Source organism: Rhodococcus sp. 05-339-2 (assembly GCF_002258965.1).
In the GTDB taxonomy this organism is placed as follows: domain Bacteria; phylum Actinomycetota; class Actinomycetes; order Mycobacteriales; family Mycobacteriaceae; genus Rhodococcoides.
Map to the genome: position 1 here is coordinate 338,150 of NZ_NOYW01000016.1, position 26,317 is coordinate 364,466.

Here is a 26,317-nt window from a genome sequence, read left to right on the forward strand (position 1 = left end):
ACATGACTACATCTGCGGAAACTCCGCCCAATCAGGCAGTCGTCGATCCCGACGCGATGTCGCACCGCCAGATCCTCGAGGCACTCACCGGCCTGCTGGCTGCGCTGTTCACCGCGCTGCTGAGCACCACGATCGTCTCGACGGCGCTGCCCACCATCATCGGTGATCTGAAGGGTTCGCAGACCGCGTACGCCTGGGTCATCACCACAGCCCTGCTGGCCAACGCCGCCTCCACTCCCATCTGGGGCAAGCTCGCCGACCTGTTCAACAAGAAGGTGCTGGTCCAGAGCGCGATCGTCATCTTCGTCGCGGGCTCGCTCATCGCCGGCTTCGCACACAACGTGCCGGTACTGCTGGCTGCCCGCGTCGTCCAGGGCATAGGCATGGGTGGTCTGACAGCACTCGTCATCGCCATCATCGGCACCATCGTCTCGCCGCGTGATCGCGGCCGCTACTCCGGCTACACCGGAGCGGTCATGGCCGTGTCGATGTCCGGTGGCCCGATCCTGGGCGGCGTCATCGTCGACAGCCCCCTCGGCTGGCGTTGGTGCTTCTTCGTCTGCGTGCCGCTTGCCGTGATCGCCCTCGGACTGCTGCAGAAGACCCTGCACATCAAGACCGTTCGCAAGGACAACGTCTCCATCGACTGGCTCGGCGCACTCCTGCTCACCGCAGGCGTTTCCGTTCTCCTCGTCTGGGTCTCGTTCGCAGGCAAGGCGGACTACTACGCCTGGATCTCCCGTGAGACTGCCTACCTGGTGGGCGGCGGAGTTCTGCTGCTGATCCTGACGGTCGTCGTCGAGGCTCGGCACAAGTCGCCGATCATCCCGCTCAAGATCGTCACCGAGCGCACGACCGGCCTGGCCATCATCGCCTCCATCGCCGTCGGTGTCGGCCTCTTCGGAGCCACCACCTTCCTCGGCCAGTACTTCCAGACCGCTCGCGGCTACACCCCGACCGAAGCCGGATTGCTCTCCATCCCACTGGTGTTCGGCATGCTCGTGGCCTCCGTCGGTTCGGGTCAGCTCATCACCAAGTTCGGAAAGTGGAAGCCGTTCATCGTCACCGGATCCATCCTGCTGGTGATCGGATTCCTGCTCCTGGGCACCATCGATCACGCCACCAGCCTGGTCACGGTCGGCATCTTCATCACGATCGTCGGCCTCGGTACCGGCATGCTGATGCAGAATCTCGTTCTCGCAGTGCAGAACACGGTCAGTGTGCAGAACGTCGGTGCGGCATCGTCGACGGTTGCGTTCTTCCGCACCTTCGGCGGCGCGATCGGCGTCTCGGTTCTCGGTTCCCTGCTGGCGACCCGGGTGGCCGACAAGTCCGCAGCCGGCCTGGCCCAGCTCGGCGTCGACAGCTCGTCGGGCGGCGGTGGATCGCTCGATCTCACCTCACTGCCTGCTCCGGTCCTCGAAGTCATCCGCACCGCGTACGGTGATGCGACCGGTCGCATCTTCATGATCGCCGGGTTCGTCGCGATCGTGACGCTGATCGCGGTCGTCTTCATTCCGAATCGCCCACTGCGCCAGACGATCGACATCGCGTCGACCCCTGCCCAGGGACCCACGGATGAGCCGCAGGACCAGCTCGCCGAGATTCCCTCCTTCGGTGCCACGCAGGATTACGTCTCCGCCGAGTACGAGACCGACCGTCGCTTCGAGGGCGGCCGCGCCGAGGGTCGTCACGAGGCGCAGCCGGGGCAGCGCCCCTTCGAGGGTCTGAGCACCGACGCACGTGACCGGCTGCTCGCCCTGCTGCTACCCGAGCCGAAGGACACGCTGGCGGCACTGGACGAGGCCGAGACCATCCGCGCCGAAGTGATTGCACTGCAGCAGGAACTCGACGCGAGAATGCTCGATTTCGATGCGGTCTGCGAGCGGCTTCGTCGCCTCGGACTCAGTGAGCAGCAGATTGCTCGGGTGTTGGGAGACAACCACATTCCCGACAGTCGCAATCACTACGCACACGCCGGACTGAACGGACACAGCGTCAACTAGGCTCGCGCGTCAACGAAAGTTCCCCGCACCCCCACCGGGAGTGCGGGGATTTTTCGTTCTCTATGCTCCAAGACCGAACCGTCCACCATCTTTCGGTTCTGCACAGGCGGGAGGATCTTTTCATGACACGTCGTCTCCGGGTCTCCGCCGCCGCGGTCCTGGTAGCAGCGCTTGCCTGCGCGTCGTGCGGAACCGAGGAACGAGCGTCGACGGCCGGCACTCCCATCGACGGTGCAACAGGACCTGCTCCGACTCTGGGCTGGACTCTCACTCCCTCGGATGTGGGTGTCGAGGGCGGTCAGTTTCGTGATCCCGTCCAGGGCAGCGACACCGATTCGACGGAATCCGGTTCCATCTCCGACGGCTCGACAGTCGTCACGCTCGTCGGCCGCCTCGACGGCAGAGAGTTCGTCGACGCCACCCTGGTGGGATTGCACATCGCCGACGGTGCGGTGCGGTGGCGTACCCCCGCGGAGAACGTCGTCGGCTGCGGTGAGGAATTGGTCGACGGGCAGGTCGTCTGCTACCGCGGCTCCGCAGGCACGACATCCGAAATCCTCACCGTCGACGCTGAATCCGGGGAATCGAGTACTCGGGACGCAGCGTTTCCGATCACCGGTCTGACCACGGCGGACGGCCACGTGTACACCTCTCGGGCGGTCCGCGAGGGCGTCCGGCCGACGGTGTCTCGCGGCACCGCGGACGACGTGGACGCGGACTGGTCGGTGCAGTTCGATTCCACGTCCTCACTCAACACACAGTTCGCCTCGACGCTGCACACCGAGAACGGAATCGGGCTGTTCGACGACGGCCGAGGAGTGTTCGCCTTCGACCTCGCCACCGGGGAGAACCGGTGGTCCAGAACAGCTCAGAACTGCGCTCGCTCGGGCACCGCGTCGAGCGACGGCAACGTGCGGGTGGTGCGGACGGACTGCTCGGATCCCACCGTGGTCACAGGTTCGGAGATCGTCGACGCCGACGGATCCGTGCTCGCTGCAACGGATTCCGTGACCCTGCAGCGGCCGACGTTCGACGCACCCGCCGAGCAGAGCCCGTTGCTGCTCGGGACGGGCGGCTATCGGCCACCTAATCCGGATCCCGTGTGGACCGACGAGAATCTGGTCTGGGCTGTTGCGCCGGAGATCACCGGACCCGCCGCTGCGTTCCTGTCCACCAACGGACTGGCATACGCCGTCACGGGTTCGGTGGCGCTGCTGCGCAACAACGACACAGCCACCGAATCCGCAATCGACCTCGACACCGGGAACACGCTGTGGAGTCGCGAATCAGGAGGTTTCGCGGAGGTCGGTGCGCTCGACGGTGACGTCGCCACTCTGTTCGGACCGGATGTGCTGCGCGGAATCGACGTCGGAACCGGATCCACAGTGTGGGACATCCCCGTGGCGACGTTCGACGACGAGGGAATCGATCGGCAGTCGTGGCCGATGTTCGATCGAGTCGGCACCGACTCGATCTTCACCAGGGCCCTGAGCATCTCGGTCCTGCGTACGACCTAGACCGTCCCTCGTCGCCCGACGTCGCCGGGCCCGGTTCTACCGACCCGGGATGTACTTCAGCGCCTTGACGAAGGGCGGCATGATCTTCGCCCACAGCTTTGGCGGAAGTCCGCGCGGTCCACCGAGATTGAGCAGACGCGTCGTCGCGATGGTCTGCGACTCGGTGTACTTGAGCAGGCCCTCGGTACCGTGCCTGCGTCCGACACCGGATACGCCCATGCCGCCCATCGGAGCACCGGTGGTGCCCCACGTCGGTGCGTAGCCCTCGTCGACGTTCACGGTGCCCGAATGCAGCCGTGCCGCAATGGCTTCGCCCTGGGCCTTGGTCTTGGCCCACACGCTGGCGTTGAGTCCGTACTCGGTGTCGTTGGCCTTCTCGATGGCCTCGTCGACGTCGGCGACGGGATAGATCGACACCAGCGGCCCGAAGGTCTCGGTTGCCGCGCATTCCATGTCCTCGGTGACGTTCGTCAACAGCGTCGGCTCGTAGAACAGCGGGCCGATGTCGGGGCGCGCATTGCCTCCGGCTACGACGGTCGCGCCCTTGACCTTGGCGTCGTCGACGTGGGCCGAGACGGTCTTGATCTGATCCTCGGAGATGAGGCTGCCCATCTCGATGCCGAATTCGTAGTCGGCTCCGAGGCTCATGTTGCGTACCCGCTGACCGAACTTCTCGGTGAACTCCGCGGCGATCGACTTCTCGACGTAGATACGTTCGATGGAGATGCAGAGCTGGCCGGAGTTGGAGAAGCAGGCCCGCACGGCCGCGTCGGACACTTCCCGGAGGTTGGCACCCTTGGCCACGATCATCGCGTTCTTGCCGCCGAGCTCGGCGGAGAATCCGATGAGTCGACGCCCGGCCTGCTCGGCCAGGAGCTGGCCGGTAGCGGTGGAGCCGGTGAACATGACGTACTCGGTGTTCTCGACGATGGCGGTTCCCACCACCGAACCCGGGCCGGGAACGACGGCGAACAGGTCACGGGGCAGACCGGCCTTGTAGAGCAGTTCGACGCAGGCGAGCGCGCAGTACGGCGTCTGGCTGTCGGGCTTGAGCACGACGCCGTTGCCTGCCAGCAGTGCCGGGATGGCGTCGGACACTGCGAGGGTCATCGGGTAGTTCCACGGGGCGATGATTCCGACGACGCCCTTCGGCTGGTAGCGGACCCGGGTCTTGGTCAGCACGGGCAGCATGCCGGTGACCTTCTTCGGAGCCAGCAGCTTCGCGGCGGTGCGCGCGTAGTGCCGCGCGGTCATCGAGATGTCGAGAACCTCTTCGAGAGCGGCGGCGCGGGACTTGCCGGTCTCGGCCTGCGCCATGTCCATCAGCTCGTCGCGGTGGGCGAGCACCAGGTCGCGGTAGCGGTGGAAGATTTCGGCGCGCTCGGACACGGGCCGCTTGACCCAGGCAGCCTGAGCTGCGCGGACGCGCGCGATCGCGGCGGTCGCATCGGCGGCGGTACCGACCGGGATGGTCGCCAGCTCCTTGCCGGTGAACACCTCGGTGATGGTCTTCGTCGGCCGCGATTCGGCGTCGGGGATGGCGATGAGATCGGCGAGCCGGGTGAAGGTCGCAGCTGACGGTGCTGGCATGGACGGGTCCCTACTGGTGAGTAGTGTTCGGAGTAACAGACAACCTACCTGCTTGCTGGCTCAGTTCACAGACCCGAAATTGCGCCACCGTATGGCACGATGGTCACTGGTCTACCGGACGTCGGGGCGTACGGAGCTACAGGGTGGGAATCACATGCGCAAGGCACTCGTTCTGGCCGGAGCCGCAGCATTGATGCTGTCGTTGGCAGGCCCGGCTCAAGCCGATCCTGTTCAGGACTTCGTCTCTCCCCCTTCGGACCCCGCTGCGTACCTGCCCTCCCCCCTGGGCGATGCGTGGTTCGATCCCCCGGCCGGGTACGAGAACCTGCAGCCGGGCACGGTGCTGAACCGTCGAGACGTCGCGGTGACGCCCGAGGCGTCGTCCGTTCAGTTGCTCTTCCGTTCGACCGATTCCAAGAACCGCCCCATCGCGGCGGCGACGACGGTCCTGACGCCCACCGCGCCGTGGTCCGGAGCCGGAGATCGTCCCGTCGTCGCATACAACGAGGCAACGGACTCGCTCGGTAATCAGTGCGCGCCGTCGTACACACTGCCGCGGGGCAACAACAAGGAGATCGATCAGGTTCGGATTCTGCTCGGTCGCGGCTACACGGTGGTCGTCACCGACTATCAGGGTCCTCGACAGGCCTATTCGGCCGGTCTCGTTTCAGGGCACACCGTGCTCGACGGCTTGCGCGCATCGCAGAGCGCGGGGGTGGCTGCGGACGCTCCGATCGGCATCACCGGTTACTCCGGCGGTGCCATCGCCTCGGGTTGGGCCGCGCAGTTGGCTCCGGAATACGCGCCGGAGTTGAACATTGCCGGCGTCGCGTTCGGTGGTCCGCCGACCGACTACAAGATTCTGCAGACGTCACTGAACGGCCAGATCGGATCGGGTCTGTTCACTGCGGCGACGATCGGCCTGTCCCGCGAGTACCCGGAGATGCGGCAGCTCGCCAACGACAACGGCAAGCGACTGGCTCTGGCGCAGAAGGATCAATGCGTGGACGTGTTGTCCTACACGGGACTGCTGCTGCTGGACCAGCGAAACCTCTCCAACGTCCCCGACGTGTTCGAGCATCCGATCACCAAGGCGATCGTCGAGGAGAACCGCATGGGCCAGCGCAAGCCCGACGCACCGATTTACATCTACCAGGGACTGCAGGACTTCCTCATTCCCAAGGAGGGTGCCGAGGCGGTGCAGGACCAGTGGTGCGCAGCCGGGGCGTCGGTCCGGCTCGAAGAGATTCCAGGGGATCATTCTCTGGCGCAGACCAACGGCCGTCCCGGAGCGTACGACTGGCTCGGGCAGCGGCTCGCCGGAGAATCGACCTCCGGGTGCGAGCGCGTCATCCGCTAGGAGTTGAGCCTGCGGAACGACCCGCGAGGCTCGTAGCTTGACCCTCACGTCACGGGAGGCGGCACAGTGTCCTTCGTGAGTGATTCTTCCGCGAACGGTTCGGCCGGCTTGCAGGTCGGGGCAGTCTCGAAGTTGGTGGGTGTCAGTGTCCGAACGCTGCATCATTACGACGAGATCGCGTTGGTGGTGCCGTCGGGCAGAACGCCGAAGGGCTATCGGACGTACTCGTCCGCCGATGTCGAACGGCTGCACCAGGTTCTGACCTACCGCGAACTCGGGTTCCCGCTCGACGCCATCGCGGCGTTGCTCGACGACCCTACGGTCGATGCCATGGCGCATCTACGCCGACAGCGCGACCTACTGAACGAGCGGATCGATCACTTGCACGCAATGGCTGCGGCCGTGGACAAGATGATGGAGGCGAAAAAGATGGGTATGCAACTGACTCCCGAGGAGCAGCGAGAGATCTTCGGCGACAACTGGCCTGGCGAGGAGTACGCCAAGGAAGCCGAGCAACGCTGGGGCGAGACCGACGAGTGGAAGCAGTCGCAGCAGCGGACGGCGTCGTTCACCAAGGACGATTGGAAGGCCGTCAAAGAGGAGACGGACCTACTGGAAACGGATCTCGCTGCCGCGATGCAGCGGGGTGTGTCGCCGGAGTCCACCGAGGCCGGGGAACTGGCCGAGCGTCACCGGGCATCGATCGAGCGGTACTACGACTGCGGCTACGAGATGCAGGTGAACCTGGCGGAGATGTACATCGCGGACGAGCGATTCGCCAAGCACTACAACGACATCGCCGACGGCTTGGCGCAGTACCTTCGTGATGTCATTGTCGCGAACGCCGCTCGTCAGGGGTGACGCGGACCATCGCAGAACGCTCGTGTGCGGTCGATCCTCCCCAGACTCCGTGCTTTTCGTCGGAGTCGAGCGCGTGTTGCAGGCAGCGTGCGATCACGGGGCATCGTTCGCACACGAGCTTCGCCTGTCGCTCGAGGCTTTTCAGCGAGTATCCTCGCAAGCCCAACGGCGGGTAGAACATCGAGACCGGCATCGAGCGGCAGGCGGCATCGATCTGCCAGTCCCAGTGCTCGGCGATCGGTTGCAGTGCTTGCGCTTTCATCGGCAGTGTCCACCTCTTTCGGATCAGCGATCGAGCAGTCGGCGAGCGTTGCCGGATGTGGTCCCTCGCCAGTTGTCCAGTCCGCCGTTCGCGGCACCGGCGTCGAGTGATTGCAGTTGCTCCTGCACCGCGGCGATCGGCGTGAAGCAGTAGTCGCTGCCGTAGACCAGACGATCGGGGCCGACGGTGGACAGCAAGGCGGGCAGCTGTCTCGGTACAGGAGTTCCGGCGAGGTCGAACCACAGGCGCTGCAGCACATCCGGCGTGGTCGGGGTCCCCAGACCCGCCTGGGTTCGGAAGAAATCGACTCGGTCCGCCAGCAGTGGTAGAACTCCGCCGCCGTGAGTGAACACCCAGCGAATGTTGGGGAATCGATCGACCACGCCCAGCAGAATCAGGTCGACGACGGTTCGTGCTGTGTCGAAGAGGAATTCGATCATCGGTGCCGGACGCCCGAGCGATACTGCCCCCGAATTCGGCGGTGACGTCGGATGTACGAACACGACCGCCGATCGCGCATCGAGCGCCACCAGCAGTGGCGTCAAAGCGGCGTTGCCCAAATACATTCCGCCGGCGTTCGACATCACCGTCACTCCGTCGGCCCCCAGCTGGTCCAGCGCACGGATGGCCTCGACCGTCGAATCGACGACGTTCGGCAGTGGCAAGGACGCGAAGAACCCGAGTCGGGGCCGATTCGCGACCACCCCGGCTCCGAAATCGTTGACCCGTCGAGCCAGTTCGGCCGCTTTTCCGTCGTCACCGAAGTGCACACCGGGCGAGGAGACGGACAGGATCGCGCTGTCGATGCCGCAGCCGTCCATCATCTGCAGGTGCTCATCGACCGACCAGGACGGCCACTTCGGCATGCCGTCGGGAAGGACGATGCCCGACGCGAGAGCTTCGCGGAGATAGAAGTCGGGAACCATGTGCGAGTGGACGTCGACGAGCCCGGCCGACGTGAGGCCGGGGGACGCCGATGCCATGGCGGAGGTCAAGGTCGAGAGGGCAACCCCGGAGATCGTCGCGGCACTGAGAGTGCCCAGCAGCGTTCTGCGATCGATCACAGTGGAGGTCCTCGTTTCGATGCCACCGACTCAACTGACGTTATCGTCACATATGAGATAATCCGCAGTCAACGGTGAGATGTACCAACGAAGATCGGACTAGCATTGCGCGATGACCACCGAACGTACGAAGCCGAGCCCGCTGCAATTTCTGGGGTATTCGTTCGGTCGCACGCTGCCCGAGTCCATGCAGGAGTGGGTACGCAAGGACTTGGTGGGCAACGGAGCGCAGGTCCGCTACATCGCGCGGTTCACGGTGCCCGTCATCCCGTTGCTGTTGTTGTTCTTGTTGATCCCGGGACCGCTGTGGATGTCGCTGGCGATGATGGCCTTGCTGTTCATTCCGCTCGTCTACTTCGCCATCGCATTGATGAACGTCTACCGGCGGCATCGCTTGTTGATCCACGGCCTCGATCCGCAGTTGATCAACGCGAAGGCGCAGAGCCGCGCCGACCGCACTCGAAACGACTACGAACGCCGTCACGGCCGCGGTTGATGTCCGGGCGATAGTCTGTGCCGCATGACTTCACCTGTGGAATTCAAGGCAACAGCTGATCTGGCCGACGAGATCGGTCCCGACATCCGCAGCTGCGACACCCAGTTCATCCAGTACGGCAAGCACACCGAATTCGCGGGCCCCATCACCACCATCCGCTGCTTCCAGGACAACCTGCTGGTGAAGCAGACTCTGAGCGAACCCGGTAACGGTGGCGTTCTGGTGGTCGACGGCGACGCCAGCGTGCACACCGCACTCGTCGGCGACATCATCGCGGGCCGGGGCGTCACCAACGGTTGGGCCGGAGTCATCGTCAACGGCGCGGTGCGAGACTCGGCGATCCTGCGCACGCTCGACATCGGCGTCAAGGCACTTGGCACGAATCCGCGTAAGAGCACACAGACCGGCTCGGGTGAGAAGAACGTGCCGGTCAGCTTCGGCGGCGTCACCTTCACCCCGGGCGAGATCGTCTACAGCGACCACGACGGCGTCGTCGCGGTCTAGTCCGACGCAGAAAGGGACGGCGATTTCGCCGTCCCTTTCTGCGTTTGCCTCTACTTCACGAACGCGAGCAGCGCGTCGTTGACTTCCTGGAAGTGCGTCCACAGCAGTCCGTGCGGTGCGCCGTCGACCTCGACGTACGTGGCCTCCGGGAACACCTTGTGGAACTGACGGCCGGTGGAATCGATCGGCAGGATGTTGTCGGCCGTGCCGTGCAGAATCAGCGTGGGCTTGCCCGATTCGCGTACCTTCTCCACATCGCCGCGAAAGTCCTCGAGCCACGTGGGCACGACGGCGTAGGCGGCCACGGGCGCGCTGTTGGTCGCGGTGTTCCAGCTCGCACGTACCGTCGCCTCGCTGATACGGCTCCCGAGGTTCTCGTCGAGGTTGTAGAAATCCTTGTAGAAATTGTCGAACCAGGCGAAGCGATCCTCCCGCGCGGCACTGTCGATGCCGTCGAACACCGACTGCGGAACTCCGGTTGGGTTGTCGTCGGTCTGCAGCAGGAACGGCTCGAGTGAGGCGAGAAATGCGAACTTCGCGACGCGATCCGTGCCGTACTTCGCCGCGTACCGAGCGAGTTCGCCTGTGCCCATGGAGAATCCGACCAGGATGACGTCGCGCAGATCCAGTTCGGTCAGAACCTTGTCCAGGTCCGAGGCGAAGGTGTCGTAGTCGTATCCGACAGTCGGCTTGCTGGATTGACCGAAGCCGCGGCGGTCGTAGGTGATGACGCGGTAGCCGGCGTCGAGCAACGCCCGTGACTGACGTTCCCAGGAGTTACCGTCGAGTGGGTAGCCGTGGATGAGGACGACCGGCTGACCGGAGCCGTGATCCTCGTAGTAGACCTCGACGGGGGTGGAGTTCTCGGTTCCGACGTTGATGTACGCCATGATCCTGCCTTCCTGTGTCCTGATCATCGAGCGAGAGAACGGTCGTTCTCTGCGTATGTGGACTACATTAGAGAACGTTGGTTCTCTCGGCAAGGGGTATGCGATGACCAGTACGGAAATCGGACGCGCACAGGTGGTGAACGCCGCGGACGCACTGTTCTACGCGCGCGGTATCCAGGCGGTGGGGATGGACGAGTTGCGTGCCAAGGCCGGTATCTCCCTCAAGCGCCTGTACACGCTCTTTCCCTCGAAAACCGCCATCGTCGCCGAGGTTCTTCGTGGTCGTACTCGGCAGTGGAACGACGGCATCAACGCCGAGGCCGCGGCCTACGAGTCACCTCGTCGGAAACTGCTGTCGATCTTCGACTTTCTGGACCACTGGTTCCGGGAGGACGACTTCCGCGGGTGCGCCTTCATCAACTCGTTCGGTGAACTGGGTACAACCATGCCCGAGGTCGCCGACGCGGCACAGCAACACAAGAAGAACTTCATCGACTACGTCACTCGATTGGCCGTCGAAGCCGGATGCGCTCCGTCGGTGGGACTGCAGATCGCGTTGCTCGCCGAAGGTGCGCAAACCACCGCAGCCATCACCGAACTCACCGAATCTGCCACTGCAGCAAAGGCTGCGGCCGAGGTGCTGCTGGATTCGGGTAAGCAGTAGCGCAGCCCTGGTGTAGGCGGCGCCGAACGTGCCACACTCGATGCCATGACGGCATTCGGCCCCGCTGTTCCGATTCTGCGCATCTTCGACGACGTCGAAGCGCGTGCGTTCTATCTGGACTATCTGGGCTTTTCGGTCGAATGGGAACATCGATTCGAGCCGGATCTTCCGCTGTACATTCGTCTTTCGCGCGGGGACTGCACCCTGGATCTGTCCCAACACTACGGCGACGGCACTCCGGGAACCTCCGTCTGGATACCGATCACCGATGTCGCGTCCTTCAATGCCGAACTGCTCCAGAAGAACAACCCACGCAGCCGACCGGGAATCGATCACGACGCGCCGGGCGGTCCTACCATGACGGTCATAGACCCGTTCTCGAACACCCTCCGCTTCTGCCAGGTGAGTCGCTGACTCATCGAAAATCACTGACATTTGACACTGAAATCATCTGCGGGGCGTCGTTAGCGTCGACGACATGAGCAAGCTACGAATCCTCGCCGCCCTCACAGTGTCGACGTCCCTGCTGGTCGCCGGGTGCTCGTCGACCGATCAGCCGTCGACCGTCGAGCCGAGCACCACCGCACCCTCGAGCGGAACCATCGAGACCGACGACGTTCAGGCAGCATTGGACGCACTGGTCGACGCCGGTTCCGTCGCCGCGGTCGCGCAGGTACGCGACGGCGAGAGTTCGTGGTCGGGAGCCGCAGGGCTCGTCGAGCGCGACGGCACCGAGGCGGCGTCGGCCGACGACCCGGTCCGGATCGCCAGCGTCACCAAGGCGATGGTTGCGGCCGTCGTGCTGCAACTGGTCGACGAGGGGAAACTCGAGCTCGATCAGCAGGTGGACGAGTTGCTTCCCGGGGTGCTACCCAAGCCGGTGACCGTCCGCCAACTGCTCGATCACACCAGTGGGGTTCCGGACTACTTCACCGGATTCGACTCTGCGGAGCAGATTGCCGCCCGTGCGAACGACGCCGTCGCCGACGACGAGTTGATCGCGCAGGCTCTGGCCATGCCCTGGACGAGCGAGCCAGGCCAGGAGTTCAGCTACGCGAACACCAACTATGTTCTTCTCGGACGGATCGTCGCCGAACTGGACGGCAAGTCCATCGGACAAGCGTTGCAGGACAGGATCTTCGATCCGCTGGAGATGGCCGACACGACGTACCCCACCGATTCCGCTCTGGACGAGAACGCGTTGCACGGCTATGTCCTCGAGAACGGAACCTACACCGACGTCACCGATTACGACGCCGGCATCTGGTCATCCGGTGCCGCCGTGGTCTCGACCGTCGACGAGATGAACACCTTCTTCAGAGCACTCTTCGACGGCACACTGATCCCGCAGAACCTTATCGACAAGATGCAGGTCGTGACGCCGTCGACGTACGGACTCGGTCTGCTGCTGGGCGGAGACACTTGCAACCCGGGTTCGGGTGAGCTGGTGTTCGGCAACCGCGGCAACGGCTTCGGCTACCGCACCTACGCGTTCTCGAGCCCGGACGGTCAGCGTCAGGTATCGCTGGCCTGGACCACGGCCGGTCCCAACCCGGCCGCCGATCCACTCGAACAGCCTGCCTCCGAAGCATTGATCGCCGGACTCACCTCCACCTGTCCGGCGTAGCACTCACAGCACACTCACCCAGCCGTGCACTTCGTCGCTGGTGAGCGCGGCCTGGTGACGCTTTCGCAGGGTGAGCGTCACCGGGCCCGACTCCTTCGTTCCTATTGCGCGACCGTCGATTTCGTACACCGGGGCAACTCCCGCCGAGGTGCCGCAGACGAAGACCTCGTCGGCGATGTACAGCTCGGTGAGATCGACGGTGCGCTCCTGAACCGTCAGCCCCTCTTCGCGCGCGAGCGTCAGGAGCGTCCGACGGTTGATGCCGTCGAGGATGTCACTGGTGACGTCAGGGGTGATGAGCGTTCCATTACGGACGAGGAAGATGTTCGCGGCACTGAGCTCGCAGACGTGACCGTTGATGTCGAGGAAGATGCAGTCGTCGAAGCCACTGTCGATCGCATCCTGTTTGGCCAGAACAGAATTGACGTAGGCTCCGTTCACCTTGGCGCGCGAGGGAATGGCGTTGTCCGGGATGCGTCGCCACACACTCGTTTTCAGACGCATTCCGTTCTGCGGAACGATGGGGGTGGCGTCGTACAGGAAGATGGACACGGTGGTGTGCAGGCCACGGACCCGAGTTCCCGGGATCGACTCGTCCACGTGGACGGTGGCCCGAACGTAGACCTCGGTCGTCGGAGCGTTGGCGGCGACCACGTCGCGCGTCGCCTGGACGAACCTCTCGAAGGTCCACTGCGACGCGAAGGTGTCGATGCCGATGATCTTGCAGGACTCGACCAGCCGCTGGTAATGGTCGAGCAACCGAAACGCGGTACGCCGATCACCGTCCACCTGCACCGGGAAGACGGTGTAGACACTGAGCCCGTACAGAACGGCCGAAGTGGCGACTCCGAGAGTCGCGTCCTGCGCGTCGACCAGACGGTCGCCGAAATACACCTTCGAGTGTGGAAGAGCCATGTGGCGATGCTAGCCGCCCATCGAATGCGGGCGACAACGGTTTTTCTTCTCTATCGTCGAGTGCATGAGCGCACGCACCGTACCGACCCGAACCCTGTGGAACGACGGCCCCGAAGTCGGTGCCATAGGCCTCGGATGCATGGGGATGACCTGGGCATACAAGGCCGACGATCAGACGCAGAGCCCCGATCGAGTGATCGGTCATGCCCTCGATCTGGGTGTGAACTTCATCGACACGGCCGATGTGTACGGGCCGTTCACCAACGAGGAAGTCGTCGGAAAAGCCATCGGGAACCGGCGTGACGAGGTGATCCTCGCGACCAAGGGCGGTCTCGTCTCCCACGTCGGCGACGCCGGTGAACCCGTCATTTCGGGCCCCAACGGCAAGCCCGATCACCTTCGGCAGGCCATCGACGATTCGCTGCGCCGCTTGGGCGTCGACCATATCGATCTGTACTACCTCCACCGTCCGGACCCAGAAGTGAACGTGGAGGACAGCATCGGCGCGATGGCCGAGGCCGTGCAGGCAGGAAAGGTGCGTGCACTGGGGGTCTCGGAATTCAGCGTCGAGCAGCTGGATCGGGCCCAGCAGGTGCATCCGATTTCGGCGGTGCAGTCGGAGTTGTCGCTGTGGACACGCGATCACCTTGCCACGTCGCTGAAGTGGACGCAGGACAACGGTGCGGCGTTCGTCCCGTTCTCACCGTTGGGCCGCGGGTTCCTGACCGGAAACTTCCGTGGAACAGCGCCCGCCGCAGACGATTTCCGTGCTCGCCTGCCACGCTTCAGTCAGGACAACCTCGATGCGAACCTCGTGATCGTCGACGCCATCGCGGCCCTCGCGGGCGAACTGGATGCGACGCCTGCGCAGGTGGCCCTGGCCTGGGTGTTGGCGCAGGGTGAGCACGTGGTGCCCATCCCCGGCACCCGACGCACCTCACGTCTGGACGAGAACGCGGGTGCAGCCTCGCTCACCTTGAGCCCGGATCACCTTGCCGCACTCGACGCTCTGCCTGCTCCCGCCGGCGGCCGTTATTGAAAATCGTTCGCGTCGACCCCGTCGCAGACCGGCCCCTGGCCGAGCAGATCCTCGCGGTGCAGAAGAGTTCGTATGCAGTCGAAGCGAGACTGATCGGCGACGAGCGAATCCCGCTGCTGCACGAGTCGGTGGACGATCTGTGCGCTGCGCAGGTCCATTGGCTCGTCGCGCAGGACCAGCACGACATCCTCGGGGCGGCAGCGTGGTCCGAGGCTGAGATCGACCGCCTGGTCGTTGCTCCACACGCCCATCGGCGAGGCATCGGTAGAGCATTGGTCGGCACAATGCTCGAATCGATTGTCGCACAACGCGTGCGTGTGGCCACCGGGCGAGACAATCCACCGGCACGCACGTTGTACGAGGCCTTCGGCTTCGTGCACACCGAAGACACTCAGGTACTGCCCGGACTGTGGCTGGCCCGCTACGAACTCGTCCGCTGATCAGGGCCAACGGCTTTCGGTCGAGCTGGCCTGTCCCCGACAGACTCGTCGAGGATCACTCCGACGTAGCAGTGGTTCCGAATATGGGCCAGCAGATTTCGGTTGCGGTGAACGCATTCGGCTCCGAGGGCGTTCCACCGAGGTAGTGTTCGCGGATCGGTCCTCGGCCGCTGACCAATCGTTCGTTCGTATACGTCCCCAGGGCCGCGTAGCTGCGGTCGATACCCTCGTGACCGCCGGAGTGCGTGAGGACCGCGAATTGGGCCTCAGGTAGGACCTGGGCCCGGATACCGTCCGGGGGATTCACCGATTGTGGAGCTGCGACGAACAGCGTTGCTTCGCCGCGGGATTCGAGGAAGAGTGCCCGGTCGTACAGGCCGCCCGGCACGACCTCGGAGTCGCCTGTCGCCGCTGCGACTGCATCTCGTAGTTTCCCGACCGTCACCGCGAACCAGCTGTCGATCTCGGCGACCTCGACGGTGCTGCCGATGGACCATACGGCGAGGGCAGGCTCGAGGCGCAGTTCGATCTCGGCGGGTGCGTGCACGGGCGAGAGTAGTTCGCGCAGCGCGCCGACGGTGTCGCGAGTGTGCTGTAGCTGCATCTCCATCCGTTCGAGATGACTGGTGAGGATCTCGGTGCGGGCTGCGGCGTCTTCTGCACTCAGCAGTGCCTTGATGTCCGGGATGGACATGCCGAGCGATCGGAATCGGCGAATGATGTGTGCGTGATCGACCTGGCTGGTGTCGTAGAAGCGGTACCCGGTGTGCGCGTCGACGAGAGTCGGTTCGAGGATTCCGATCTCGTGGTAGTGGCGTAGTGCCTTTCTGCTGAGGCTGGTCATCACTGCGAAGTCGCCGATCGAGACCTGTGCGCCCATGGCGTCCTCCTGTACGTTGCGTCGTTCGCGTTGTCGGTTGGGGCCCATCGTGAAGTTTCCCCCTGGGGCAAGGTCAACAGGAAGGCGGGACCGAGTGTCGGGCACGGAAACCGGTGCAAAGTCGGTGTTGACATTCCCCTTGGGGGAAGCATCACGGTGGGGTCATGACAACAGAATGGGATGGACTCCCGGACAACGTGAAGAAGTTCATGACCGCACTCGACGCCCGACAAGGCGCTCGAGCGCTCACCGTGTTCACCGCAGATGCCGTGGTGACCGATGAGGGCCACGATCACTCGGGCCGTGACGAAATCGAGGCCTGGCTGACCGCCTCGGTCAGTGAGAGTGAGTACACCTACACAACAGAGTTCACCGGGGCGACGACGACCGGCACGACTGCCGACGTCGTGCAGCACCTGGAAGGCAACTTCCCCGGGGGAGTCGTCGACCTGCACTACCGATTCACGCTCGACGGCGCGCTGATCAACCGGTTGGTGATCGAGCCATGAGCAAGCGGTGGTTCATCACCGGTGGCACACCGGGCGGCTTCGGCATGGCGTACGCGGAGGTGGCGCTGGAGGCGGGAGACCGCGTGGTACTCACCGCCCGGCGTCCAGGGGAATTGGCGTCGTGGGCCGAGCAGTACGGTGACCGCGTTCTCGTCGTGCCCATGGACGTCACCGACGCGGCACAGGTACATCGAGCGGTACGAACAGCCGAAGAGCACTTCGGCGGTATCGACGTGCTGGTCAACAATGCAGGCCGCGGCTGGTACGGATCGATCGAGGGAATGAGCGAGACCTCGATACGTGCGATGTTCGAGCTGAACTTCTTCGCCGTGCTGTCCGTGACGCGCGCAGTGCTACCAGGTATGCGCGCCCGCGGAAGCGGGTGGATCGTCAACGTGTCCTCGGTGGCCGGGCTTCTGGCAGCGGTCGGATTCGGTTACTACAGCGCGACGAAATACGCGATCGAGGCCGTCACCGATGCGCTGCGCCAAGAGGTTGCCGAGCAAGGCATCTCCGTGTTGGCAGTCGAACCAGGGGCGTTCCGCACGAACGCCTACGCCGGATTCGCCGAAGAGCCGGTCGCGGAGGCGATTTCGGAATACCACGGCATGCTCGAACAGGTGCGGGCCGCCTTCGTCGACATGAACGGAGTGCAACCGGGAGATCCGCATCGCGGTGCCCGTGCGGTGATCGCGGCGATGACCCAGGACCCGCCGCCACGCCGGCTGATCCTGGGCAACAGCGGGTACGACGCCGTCATCGACGCGTTGGAACAGACCCTGGGCGAAATCCGGTCGAACGAGACGCTCTCTCGTAGCGCGGATTTCCCCGCATAGCGGGACCGCCGAAGCAACGTACGACACCGAGCATCCGGCGCATCCGGGCCTGAATGTTGCTCGGATGGCAACGGATACGAGGGTGGGCGTCACCTCTCGAGCTGGGTCGATCTCTCGGCTTACAGCACGCCGCCCGTCCGGACGTGTGCGCACGCTCGAGATGGCCGCGCGTTGCGCTGGCTCCAGGCAGGGCTGTGCCCTGGCACTGGCACGGGTCGTCAGGCGGGTTGTCGTGGTTCCTCATCGCCGGTGTCGTTGTGGTTGTGGTTGTGGTTGTGGTTGTCGGGTGGGTAGAGGACTTCTTCTGGGTGGTGGGCGTGGTTGATCAGGCCTCGGCGTGTGGGGTCCATTCCGGCGGGTGGGTGCCACAGGGTGCGGCCCGGGTACCGTTGTCCTGCTCCAGTTTTCGTGGTGGCCCACTTGCCGGGTCCGGTGCCGACGAGTGCGTGGTGCATGTCGCAGCCGAAGGTCAATCCGTCGATGTCGGTGAGGCCGCCGGTGTTCCAGTCGGTGACGTGGTGGGCTTGGCACCAGGTTGCGGGGCGGGTGCAGGAGGGGAAGCTGCAGCCACGGTCGCGGGCGATGAGCACGATGCGTTGGTCGGCGGAGGCGATGCGTTTGGAGCGGCCGAGGTAGAGGGCTCGGCCGTGGTCGTCGAAGATCGTCAGGTAATGGTGGGCGTGCGAAGCCATGCGGATCGCATCGCGGATCGACACCCGTGATCCGGTGGCGGTCATGGCGTAACCGCAGCCGGCTTCGAGGTCTTTCAGAGTCATGGTGACGATGACGGTGACGGGAAGGCCACGGTGGGTGCCGAGGGTCCCGGAAGCCAGGGTCTGCCGGAGCGCGAGTTTGAGGGCGTCGTGTTGGCGTTCGCGTTGGGTGCGGATATCCCGCGCGGCGGCAGCGTCGCGTGCTGCAGTGTCCGGTGCGGCGTCGGTGTCGGTATCGGCATCGGCTGTGTCGTCGGCCCCTGTGCCGCAACCACAGTCGATGCCGGAACAGCACCGGCCGTCACCGTCGCAGGGATCGTCGCCGTCGAATGAACCGTCGTTCCACAGTCCCGCATCGCTCCACAGTCCCTGATCGCTCGTCGAACGGTCGTCCGGCTCCGGCTCCGGTAGCGGTGGCGGTGGCGGTGGGGTGTCGGTATCGCAGACGCCACTCGGTGTGGGCGAATCCGGTTCGGCTGCTGCAGGATCGGGACGCGTACCGTCGCTCGCAGCGGCAGTGTTCGTGCTGTCCTCGCCGCCGCAAGTGCTGTCGGTCTCGTCGTGCACGACGGACGTCGGGTCGGCGGGGTTGTTGACGCCCGGTTTCGCGGCTTTGGAGAACAGGGCTTCGAGGTAGGCGCGTAGTTCGGGGTCGACGCAGAATTTTCCTTCGGACATTCCGTCGGCACCTTGTTCACCGAGGTAGAAGAACGCATCCCTGCGTTTCGGTGGTCTCGGTGGCTTCCCGTCTTCGTCTTCGTCCTCGTCCTCGTCGTGGTCGCCGTCGGGATTGAGGATCGAATCCAGGTGCGCCACCAACGGTGCGAAATCGTCGGGTCGCCTGGTCGAGGCGTAGCCCGCCAGTTGCTCGTCGGCGAGCTCGCGCGTCTGCGGATCGACATCCCGGGGCAGATGGCGGAAGAACTCGCGGATCATCTGCACATGCTTGGCATCGAGCAACCCCGCCCGCAACGCAGCAGCAGTGTGCGGCAGCAACGGCGGCAGGACTTCACCGGAGAAGGCGGTGCGGTCACCCAACTCGGCAGCCAGACGCACCCGAGCACCGGCTGCTCGCGGGGTGATCCGCAGCATCCACGCCACCGACGACGGCACCGATCCCGGATACACATCGAGCCCGTGCTGAGAGATCAGTTCGTTGAGCCAGGTGTACGAGTGCGCCGTCAGCGACCTGGTCGCCGTTTCCATCCGTTGGATCACCGCGCGCCGGTCCGCGTTCGACCACGCTACCGACGACTGTTCCGCTAATTCCGCGATCGCGGACTCGACCCGGTCGACCAACACAGACAAGTCGGGATCGGACACCTCGGGGGCGGGCGGCACCGTCTCGATGCCGTCCACCCCTGATCCGCCGTCCCCCGAAAGCATGCACTGAATCTATCGCGACCCACCGACAAACTTTCGAACACACGTTCTCCGTATGGCCATACCGCAGATCGGTCGCCTATCGGGTCTTCGTCACCCATCATGGCGGTGAAGCCGTCACCGAGGTGAGCGATCCTCTCCGTTCTGCCATCGATATGCACGGCCTCGACCCGAGCCGGCACCTCGGCGCACACCTGCGGGGGAAGTTCCATCTGCTCTGGTGAAGCCCAGTACGTCGTGGGTGAGAACACCGCACCTACGGCTGGTTCGTCAGGCCAGGGTTCCATGTCCTCGAGCATCCACAGTTGCGGCATTCGCCCATGCGCCTCAGGAGAACTGCGCCCTCGGAGCACCCATTCCCGGGTCGATTTGGAACGGTCCGCTCGCAGAGGGCGCTATCGGGAAATCGAAGATCGCCGTGGGGATGTACACGGTGGCACAGGAGTTCGGAATGTCCACCACCCCGGACAGGCGTCCTTCGATGGGGGCCGATCCCAGTAGCAGGTACGCCTGCTCGGGGCTGTAGCCGAACTTGGTGAGGTAGTCGATCGCGTGCATGCATGCGTTCTGGTACGACAGGTCGGAATCCAGATACTTCTGCTCACCGTCGACGGTCACCGAAATGCCCGAGAAGGCAATCCATTCCGAGTACTGCGGCGCGGTGTTTCCGGGCATGAAGATCGCGTTCTCGCTCACCCCGTAGGTTTCCATACCGCCCTTGATCAGGTCGACGTGCAGGTCCATGAAGCCACCCATCTCGATGGCACCGCAGAACGTGATCTCCCCGTCACCCTGCGAGAAGTGCAGATCACCGAAGGACAACTTCGCGCCCGGCACGAACACCGGATAGAACACGCGGGTTCCTTTGGTGAGGTTCTTGATGTCCTGATTTCCACCGTTCTCCCGGGGCGGCGCTGTACGTGCGGCTTCACCTGCGACACGGGTGAATTCGTCGCCGCTCAAGGAACCGAGGATTGCACCGTCGAGCTCGGGTGCAAGGGCCAGTGGCGGAACCCGATTGGGATCTGTCGCGATCAACGCACCTTCACGGGCGTTCCACTTCGCCAGCAGGGCAGCCGACGGCGCGGTCCCCATCAGCCCGGGATGGGTGATGCCGGTGTACTTCACGTGCGGCACGTGGCGAGATGTGGTGGTCTGACCGGAAAAGTCCCAGATCGCCTTGTACGCATCGGGGAATCGATCGGTGAGAAATCCGCCTCCGTTCTGCTTGGCGAAGATCCCCGTGTAGCCCCAACCCTGGCCGGCCAGCGGACCCGAATCCTCCTGCGGTATCGGACCCACGTCCAGGATGTCGACGATCAGCAGGTCACCGGGCTCTGCACCCTCGATGTGGAAGGGCCCTGACAGTGTGTGCACGTTGTTGAGCGGCGCATTCAGGATGTCCTCGGCGGAATCGTCGTTGTGGATGGCCCCGTCGAACCATTCGCGACAGTGGGCCCGAAAGGACGTACCGGGTTTGACTGTGACCGCCGCCGGGATATCGGGATGCCATCGGTTGTGGCCGACGACCTCCTGCTCGGTGAAACTCTTCGTCGAGTCGAGCGGAAACAGCAGTTCGGGCACGAGGCACCTCCGGTTGCGCGGATTCTCCTGCCTCGATCATTGCACCGTCGCGGTCCATCCGGTCGGATATGGCATGTAAACCTTGTATGACGTTGTGCCGGAACGTTGCTGATATCTCGTCTCCGACTACCCTCGGATGCGTGCCCACCTACAGTTTTCGTTGCGCGCGACGATGCGCCCCCGTCGAGCAGAGATTCTCCATGGCGGACGCGCCGTCCGAGGTGACGTGCCCGGAGTGCGGCGACGCTGCCGCACGACAGATCTCCTCGCCTGCTCTCGGACGTGGGAACAGCGCTGCGATGAAGGCACACGACGCCTCGCGCGCCACTGCGGACACACCTGCCGTGGTCTCGTCTCTACCTCCGGCCGGCAGATCCGCAACAAGGACCACGTCCAATCCACTGCATCGCCGCCTGCCGCGCCCCTGACGACTCCGCGTTTCCCTTTCGCGCTGACAGGGAAGTCCGGCGGTATGTCCACGCTTCCAGCTCCCCCGTCGATTGCCGACGGCTCCACCACTGAGGACGTCGTCGACTGGGTCGCCGAGCATCTGGGGGATCTGACTCGCGAGGGTCCGGATGCCATCACGGCCGGCGGCATTCGCGGCGGGCAGTCCGCTGCCGATACCGCGCTGGCCGGACTCGACATCACCGGATATGCGCGCGATCGCAGCACCGTTCTACCGGTGAATCGCCGAGGCGCAAGCCGCATGTCGCCCTACATCCGACACGGGCTGCTGACGCTGCGGGAGGTATGGGACGCGGTCGCCGACGCTCCCCCACGCGACCGTTCCCGCTATCGCGACGAACTGATGTGGCAGGAATACGCGCGTCATCTTTACGCGCGCACCGGATCCGACCTCGGTCGTTCGCTACGCCGTGAGCAGCCGCGACCCCAGGGCTGGACCGCGCAGCCGTGGCCCGAGGAGATGAACTGCATGTCCTCGGTGGTGGGTGAATTGCACCAGGACGGCTGGCTGGTCAACCAAACCCGCATGTGGCTCGCCTCCCAGTGGGCAGTCCGTGCCGGGGCGACGTGGCGCGACGGCGAAGACGAGATGTTCGCCCATCTACTCGACGGCTCCCGCGCCGCCAACCGCCTCGGCTGGCAGTGGACCGTCGGTACCGGAAGCGGCAAGGTCTACGGATTCAGCCGGTGGCAGGTGAACAAGCGAGCACCATCCCTGTGCCGCAACTGCGCATTGAAAGATGCGTGCCCCATAGAGAATTGGCCCGACGACGAGCTAGGCCCGGCGGTCGACGGTCCCGATCTGAACAAGGCCCCGATTCCTGCCGGTCCCGCCCATGCGGAAAGCACTGGTGCAGAACAGGTGTGGATAACGGCAGAGTCACTCGGCACCGCAGACCCGGCACTGGCCGCCGACACCGATCGACCCGCGGTGTTCGTCTTCGACGAGCCACTCCTGCGGAAACTCAGGCTCTCCGGCAAGAGGCTGGTCTTTCTCGCCGAGACGCTCGGCGAGATCGCGTCGACCCGCCCGTTGGAGGTACGTCGCGGCAGAGTGTCCGACGAGCTCTCCGGACGCTCCTTGGCTACCACCTGGGCACCCGTTCCCGGCTTCTCCCGCATCGCCGACGCCATAGCCCCAGTCGAGTTGCATCCGTGGCCGTGGCTGTTCCGACCGACCACATCCTCGGTACGGTCGTTCAGCGCGTGGCGACGCAGTCATTGACCGGCGGTCCTCGACCGGAGCTATCTCCGCAGCACCGAAATCCGGCCTTCTTCACTGCTGACCGATACCGACCTCGGAGAACTCGGATCGTCGACGACGTCGATCTCGACATCTCCCTTCTCCGACATCGCCTCGACGTCGTACAACTCGGCCGGCGGGAGTTCGATCATGCTGTCGCCCTGCATGTTCTGCACACGTAACGAATCCGGCGGCTGCCTCGAATCAACGGTGACCCGACCGAACGTCGTGTCCACCTCCAGTGCCGACACGGCCGCATCGGTGATGTCCACGTCACCGAATCGTGTTGTTATGTTCAGGGTTCCGGCAGATCCCCGAGAGATCACCGAACCTGCCGAGGTGGACACCGATGTCTGCGCGTCGACGTCGACGAGCTCGACATCGGCTGTGGTGCCATCGATATCGAGTGTCAGGCCCGACGGTATCCGTAGTTCCAGACCTATGTCGCAACTGCTGCGCTTCCGGTAGGAGCATTCCACAGCGATGTTCGACCCGTCGTCACTGATGTCGACGGTCGGAGTGTCGCCTCGATAGGAACCGTCGGCCCGCACGTGCACCTCCGAGTCGGGACTCATGGACACCGACACGTGGGCGAATCCGGTCGTAAGCGAGAGATTCTTCCCGGTGATCGCTGCGTCGGTGGCGTAGTCGAACGACTGCATCTTGGGCATGGTGAAGCCGTAGGCAATCGTGGCCGTCGTCGCCGCGCCCGCCACGCCCACGACAGCTATGGCGACCGACACCGCAACGACGTTGCGCCACAATGACTTTTTCACTGAATCGCTCCCAGATATCGTAGGACGGCCATGACGCGGCGGTGATCGGCACTGTCTCCGAGTAGCCCGAGCTTGGCGAATATGTTTCCGATGTGCTTCTCCACGGCAGCTTGACCGACCACCAATGCAGCGGCGATTCCGGCGTTCGACTTGCCTTCGGCCATGGCGGTCAACACGTCCCGCTCCCGCGGAGTCAGCGAATCGAGCGGATCCGAGCGCGGAGCTCGCGCCAGAATCTGCTGCACCACTTCGGGATCGATGACGGTTCCGCCGGTCGCAACGGTCCGCACCGCATCGGCGAACTCGTCCACATCGGCCACTCGGTCTTTCAGAAGGTATCCGACGCCGTCCGTGCTCTGCCGGATGAGTTCGGCTGCGTACCGTTCCTCCACGTACTGAGAGAGCACGAGAACTCCTACAGCGGGCCACCGTTGGCGAATGACCAGCGCTGCGCGCAGACCTTCGTCCAGGAAGGTCGGCGGCATGCGTACGTCGATCACGCACACGTCGGGAAGCGGATCGGCAGCGGACATGGCCGCGAGCAGTTCCGACGCATCGGACACCTTGCCGATCACGTCTGCTCCGGTATCGATCAGCAGGCGAGCCACACCCTCTCGCAACAGAACCGAATCGTCGGCGATGATCACTCGCACGGGATGCTCACCTCGAGCCGCGTCGGGCCGCCGGACGGCGACGTGATGGACATGGTTCCGTCGATTCCGCTGAGCCTGTCCTCGAGCCCGGCCAGACCGCCCCCCGGTGCCGGATGCGCTCCCCCACAACCGTCGTCGACCACCGTCACTCGTACGGCGGACTCGACTTTCGAGACATCGACTCGGACGTGGGCGGCCTTCGCGTGCTTGCTCACGTTGGTCAGGGCCTCGGAGACGACGAAGTAGACCGTCGACTCGACCGTCGCGTCCGGGCGTCGATCACCGGAGAGGGCGGGGTCGATACGAACAGTGACCGGTACCGCACACAACGCCGCGACGGACGACAGAGCGGCGTCGAGACCGCGGTCGGTCAGAATCGGCGGATGCAGACCGCGCGTGAGGGTGCGGATCTCGCCGATCGCGTTCTTGGCCTCCCGGTGGGCATCGTCGAGCAGTCCTTTCAGTACCGCATCGTCCGTTGCCGAGGCGCGCGACTTCGCCTGCCCCAGTGACATTGCCACCGATACCAAACGCTGCTGGGCCCCGTCGTGCAGATCGCGTTCGATGCGGCGGCGTTCGGCATCGGCAGCGTCGACGACGCGAGCACGACTGACCGTCAATTCGTCCACTCGCCTACTGGATTCGGATCGGCCGAGAAGGGCTGCGGCACTCCACCAGTCGAGCCGCGCCAGAGCTGTGAGCAGCAGTGGAACCCCCGCGACGAAGGTCACCAGCGAGGCGAAGCCGACCAGCGCGACGAACGGATAGCCAACCCGATCTCCGATTTCGAGCTGATTGCCGACCGGGTTCGTCACGATCCAGGCGACCGGTGCCGCCGCCAGAACAGGCAGGACCACGAACAGCGCCGGCAGCAAGAACAGCAGAACGGCCGAGACCGGAATCCGAAGGAGCCAGTAGCAGAACGACTTCCACAATCCGATATCACGGAGGCACCAGATGAACCTGCGCCAACTGGTCGGGTACACGGTCGGTTCTGGGCCCTCGATGGAAATTCCACCGGTGAAACCGATTCCGGCACGCACTGCACGGTCCATCCACCGGAGCGCCACTATCGTCAGCGCGAAGACGAGCACACCACTGAGCGCAAACGGCAATGCGCACACCGCCAGTACCAGCAGTCCCAGGATCATCCAGCCGCCGAGTCCGGCGACCGTCGATGCCAGCAGCGACGCCACCGCCAGCCACCAGTTCGGCGAGATCCATGCCCTGAGCGGATTCAGGGGAATCGGTAGTGCCTCGTTCATGCGGATCAGCCTAAGTCGGGTGTCGTCGGCTTGTCGGCACTGTGAACCCACGGCCCGAGGTAGGGCTGGCCCTACCGTCGGTCCGTGGGTCGATCGTGGTGTTTTCTGCGGTCCGGACGACGAGATTCGACAGGTATGAACCTGAACATCCTCGATGTGGACCGGTTGTCGTCCGTGCCCGTGTGGGTCGTCTTTGCCGTCGTCTTCGCACTGCTGGCATTCGAGTCCGCGTCGTTGCTCGGTCTTTTCACACCGGGAAACAGCGTGCCGATCACGCTCGGGGTGCTGACGTCGATCGGTGTGGTGCCGTGGCTGCCTGCCGTCGTCACCGCGGCGGTGGCGTCGAGCATGGGTGCGCAGTGGGCGTTCTGGCACAGTCGCCGCACCGGCACCGTGTTGGGTCTCGGACGAGCGGAGTCGGCGCTGCCTGCCGCGGTGATGAGGGTCGTGCTCGGCCTGACCACACAGGCGCGATCGAGGCCACGCGCTGTCGCCATCGTCGGACACCTCATCGGGGGTATCCGCACCATCACGCCCCGGCTGGTCGCGACGTCCTCACTGCGGCACCGCGAGTACACGGCGCTCAGCCTGCTGGCCGCAGTCGTGTGGGCGGGTGTACTGGTGTCGGTCGGAGCGTGGCTGGGTGACCGGACCGTCATCAGGACCGCGCTCGGATACGCCTGGATTCCGGCTCTGACCATCATGGCTGCGACCCAGCTCAGGCGTCGAACACGCTCGTCTTCTCCCGAACTTGTCGGAGCCCGGTGATATC

The 26,317-nt window shown here is 64.5% G+C and carries 27 protein-coding genes; 16 read left to right on the forward strand and 11 right to left on the reverse strand.

Going from position 1 to position 26,317, the window contains the following annotated elements; translation table 11 throughout:
• Positions 1-2 precede the first annotated feature (2 nt).
• Both CH273_RS15205 and CH273_RS15210 read left to right on the forward strand, forming a co-directional pair.
• Complete coding sequence (locus tag CH273_RS15205) at positions 3-2,006, forward strand: MDR family MFS transporter (RefSeq protein WP_032397111.1); 2,004 nt, start codon at positions 3-5, stop codon at positions 2,004-2,006.
• 122 nt (positions 2,007-2,128) lie between these two features.
• Positions 2,129-3,523 carry an outer membrane protein assembly factor BamB family protein gene (locus CH273_RS15210; RefSeq protein WP_032397110.1) on the forward strand — a complete coding sequence of 465 codons (1,395 nt, stop codon included), beginning with the start codon at positions 2,129-2,131 and terminating at the stop codon, positions 3,521-3,523.
• Positions 3,524-3,559: 36 nt separating this feature from the next.
• On the opposite strand, the gene CH273_RS15215 is transcribed toward CH273_RS15210, so the two are convergent.
• Positions 3,560-5,113, reverse strand: coding sequence for a succinic semialdehyde dehydrogenase (locus tag CH273_RS15215; protein ID WP_032397109.1), 1,554 nt, complete (start codon positions 5,111-5,113; stop codon positions 3,560-3,562).
• Positions 5,114-5,267: 154 nt separating this feature from the next.
• Between CH273_RS15215 and CH273_RS15220 the strand changes: the two genes are divergently transcribed.
• Positions 5,268-6,473 (forward strand): lipase family protein, encoded by a 1,206-nt coding sequence (locus tag CH273_RS15220; protein ID WP_032397108.1) that lies wholly within the window; start codon positions 5,268-5,270, stop codon positions 6,471-6,473.
• 66 nt (positions 6,474-6,539) lie between these two features.
• Positions 6,540-7,334 carry a MerR family transcriptional regulator gene (locus CH273_RS15225; protein WP_230596971.1) on the forward strand — a complete coding sequence of 265 codons (795 nt, stop codon included), beginning with the start codon at positions 6,540-6,542 and terminating at the stop codon, positions 7,332-7,334.
• Here the strand turns inward: CH273_RS15225 and CH273_RS15230 are convergent.
• Together CH273_RS15230 and CH273_RS15235 are read right to left on the reverse strand one after the other, a co-directional pair.
• Positions 7,303-7,596 carry a WhiB family transcriptional regulator gene (locus tag CH273_RS15230; RefSeq protein ID WP_032397107.1) on the reverse strand — a complete coding sequence of 98 codons (294 nt, stop codon included), beginning with the start codon at positions 7,594-7,596 and terminating at the stop codon, positions 7,303-7,305. The genes CH273_RS15225 and CH273_RS15230 overlap by 32 nt on opposite strands.
• A gap of 23 nt (positions 7,597-7,619) precedes the next feature.
• Entirely contained in the window at positions 7,620-8,660 is a 1,041-nt protein-coding gene (locus CH273_RS15235) for an amidohydrolase family protein (RefSeq protein WP_230596970.1), read from the reverse strand.
• 112 nt (positions 8,661-8,772) lie between these two features.
• Here CH273_RS15235 and CH273_RS15240 point away from each other — a divergent pair, with 112 nt between their 5' ends.
• A complete protein-coding gene (locus CH273_RS15240; protein WP_032397106.1) occupies positions 8,773-9,156 on the forward strand; it encodes a DUF5313 family protein in 384 nt (127 codons plus the stop codon).
• A gap of 24 nt (positions 9,157-9,180) precedes the next feature.
• A complete protein-coding gene (rraA, locus tag CH273_RS15245) occupies positions 9,181-9,660 on the forward strand; it encodes a ribonuclease E activity regulator RraA (RefSeq protein ID WP_032397105.1) in 480 nt (159 codons plus the stop codon).
• A 50-nt stretch (positions 9,661-9,710) separates the two neighbouring features.
• On the opposite strand, the gene CH273_RS15250 is transcribed toward rraA, so the two are convergent.
• Entirely contained in the window at positions 9,711-10,550 is an 840-nt protein-coding gene (locus tag CH273_RS15250; protein ID WP_032397104.1) for an alpha/beta fold hydrolase, read from the reverse strand.
• Positions 10,551-10,653: 103 nt separating this feature from the next.
• Here CH273_RS15250 and CH273_RS15255 point away from each other — a divergent pair, with 103 nt between their 5' ends.
• The 3 genes from CH273_RS15255 (at position 10,654) to CH273_RS15265 (ending at position 12,841) form a co-directional block, all read left to right on the forward strand.
• Positions 10,654-11,214, forward strand: coding sequence for a TetR/AcrR family transcriptional regulator (locus CH273_RS15255; RefSeq protein ID WP_032397375.1), 561 nt, complete (start codon positions 10,654-10,656; stop codon positions 11,212-11,214).
• Positions 11,215-11,259: 45 nt separating this feature from the next.
• Complete coding sequence (locus CH273_RS15260) at positions 11,260-11,628, forward strand: glyoxalase superfamily protein (RefSeq protein WP_032397103.1); 369 nt, start codon at positions 11,260-11,262, stop codon at positions 11,626-11,628.
• Positions 11,629-11,692: 64 nt separating this feature from the next.
• Positions 11,693-12,841, forward strand: a complete 1,149-nt coding sequence (locus CH273_RS15265; RefSeq protein ID WP_032397102.1) for a serine hydrolase domain-containing protein — start codon at positions 11,693-11,695, stop codon at positions 12,839-12,841.
• 3 nt (positions 12,842-12,844) lie between these two features.
• Here the strand turns inward: CH273_RS15265 and CH273_RS15270 are convergent, their stop codons facing one another.
• Positions 12,845-13,756, reverse strand: coding sequence for an aminotransferase class IV (locus tag CH273_RS15270; protein ID WP_032397101.1), 912 nt, complete (start codon positions 13,754-13,756; stop codon positions 12,845-12,847).
• A 64-nt stretch (positions 13,757-13,820) separates the two neighbouring features.
• On the opposite strand from CH273_RS15270, the gene CH273_RS15275 reads away from it, so the two are divergent.
• Together CH273_RS15275 and CH273_RS15280 are read left to right on the forward strand one after the other, a co-directional pair.
• Positions 13,821-14,795 carry an aldo/keto reductase gene (locus CH273_RS15275; RefSeq protein ID WP_032397100.1) on the forward strand — a complete coding sequence of 325 codons (975 nt, stop codon included), beginning with the start codon at positions 13,821-13,823 and terminating at the stop codon, positions 14,793-14,795.
• Positions 14,792-15,235, forward strand: coding sequence for a GNAT family N-acetyltransferase (locus CH273_RS15280; RefSeq protein ID WP_052049981.1), 444 nt, complete (start codon positions 14,792-14,794; stop codon positions 15,233-15,235). Before CH273_RS15275 ends, CH273_RS15280 begins: the two co-directional genes overlap by 4 nt.
• A 55-nt stretch (positions 15,236-15,290) precedes the next feature.
• Here CH273_RS15280 and CH273_RS15285 read toward each other — a convergent pair whose 3' ends face one another.
• On the reverse strand, positions 15,291-16,115 hold the full coding sequence (locus CH273_RS15285) for a MerR family transcriptional regulator (protein ID WP_032397099.1): 825 nt from the start codon (positions 16,113-16,115) through the stop codon (positions 15,291-15,293).
• A 164-nt stretch (positions 16,116-16,279) separates the two neighbouring features.
• Here CH273_RS15285 and CH273_RS15290 point away from each other — a divergent pair, with 164 nt between their 5' ends.
• Together CH273_RS15290 and CH273_RS15295 are read left to right on the forward strand one after the other, a co-directional pair.
• Entirely contained in the window at positions 16,280-16,624 is a 345-nt protein-coding gene (locus tag CH273_RS15290; protein ID WP_032397098.1) for a nuclear transport factor 2 family protein, read from the forward strand.
• Positions 16,621-17,460, forward strand: a complete 840-nt coding sequence (locus CH273_RS15295) for an SDR family NAD(P)-dependent oxidoreductase (protein WP_032397097.1) — start codon at positions 16,621-16,623, stop codon at positions 17,458-17,460. Before CH273_RS15290 ends, CH273_RS15295 begins: the two co-directional genes overlap by 4 nt.
• 218 nt (positions 17,461-17,678) lie before the next feature.
• Here CH273_RS15295 and CH273_RS15300 read toward each other — a convergent pair whose 3' ends face one another.
• A complete protein-coding gene (locus tag CH273_RS15300; RefSeq protein WP_094638019.1) occupies positions 17,679-19,559 on the reverse strand; it encodes an HNH endonuclease signature motif containing protein in 1,881 nt (626 codons plus the stop codon).
• Between the two features lie 324 nt (positions 19,560-19,883).
• The gene (fmdA, locus tag CH273_RS15310; protein WP_032397096.1) at positions 19,884-21,140 is read right to left on the reverse strand and encodes a formamidase; all 1,257 of its coding nucleotides are present in this window, start codon (positions 21,138-21,140) and stop codon (positions 19,884-19,886) included.
• A 200-nt stretch (positions 21,141-21,340) separates the two neighbouring features.
• Here fmdA and CH273_RS28485 point away from each other — a divergent pair, with 200 nt between their 5' ends.
• Both CH273_RS28485 and CH273_RS15320 read left to right on the forward strand, forming a co-directional pair.
• Positions 21,341-21,568, forward strand: coding sequence for an FmdB family zinc ribbon protein (locus tag CH273_RS28485; RefSeq protein WP_230596984.1), 228 nt, complete (start codon positions 21,341-21,343; stop codon positions 21,566-21,568).
• A gap of 44 nt (positions 21,569-21,612) precedes the next feature.
• Positions 21,613-22,833 carry an FAD-binding domain-containing protein gene (locus tag CH273_RS15320; RefSeq protein ID WP_032397095.1) on the forward strand — a complete coding sequence of 407 codons (1,221 nt, stop codon included), beginning with the start codon at positions 21,613-21,615 and terminating at the stop codon, positions 22,831-22,833.
• 20 nt (positions 22,834-22,853) lie between these two features.
• On the opposite strand, the gene CH273_RS15325 is transcribed toward CH273_RS15320, so the two are convergent.
• Genes CH273_RS15325 through CH273_RS15335 form a run of 3 tightly spaced genes read right to left on the reverse strand, consistent with a single transcriptional unit; the run spans position 22,854 to position 25,545 of the window.
• A complete protein-coding gene (locus CH273_RS15325) occupies positions 22,854-23,627 on the reverse strand; it encodes a DUF4097 family beta strand repeat-containing protein (RefSeq protein ID WP_032397094.1) in 774 nt (257 codons plus the stop codon).
• Positions 23,624-24,280, reverse strand: a complete 657-nt coding sequence (locus CH273_RS15330) for a response regulator transcription factor (protein WP_032397093.1) — start codon at positions 24,278-24,280, stop codon at positions 23,624-23,626. The genes CH273_RS15325 and CH273_RS15330 overlap by 4 nt, the downstream gene beginning before the upstream one ends.
• Entirely contained in the window at positions 24,271-25,545 is a 1,275-nt protein-coding gene (locus CH273_RS15335; RefSeq protein ID WP_082322601.1) for a sensor histidine kinase, read from the reverse strand. Before CH273_RS15335 ends, CH273_RS15330 begins: the two co-directional genes overlap by 10 nt.
• Before the next feature lie 135 nt (positions 25,546-25,680).
• On the opposite strand from CH273_RS15335, the gene CH273_RS15340 reads away from it, so the two are divergent.
• Positions 25,681-26,313 (forward strand): DedA family protein, encoded by a 633-nt coding sequence (locus CH273_RS15340; RefSeq protein ID WP_032397092.1) that lies wholly within the window; start codon positions 25,681-25,683, stop codon positions 26,311-26,313.
• Positions 26,314-26,317 lie beyond the last annotated feature (4 nt).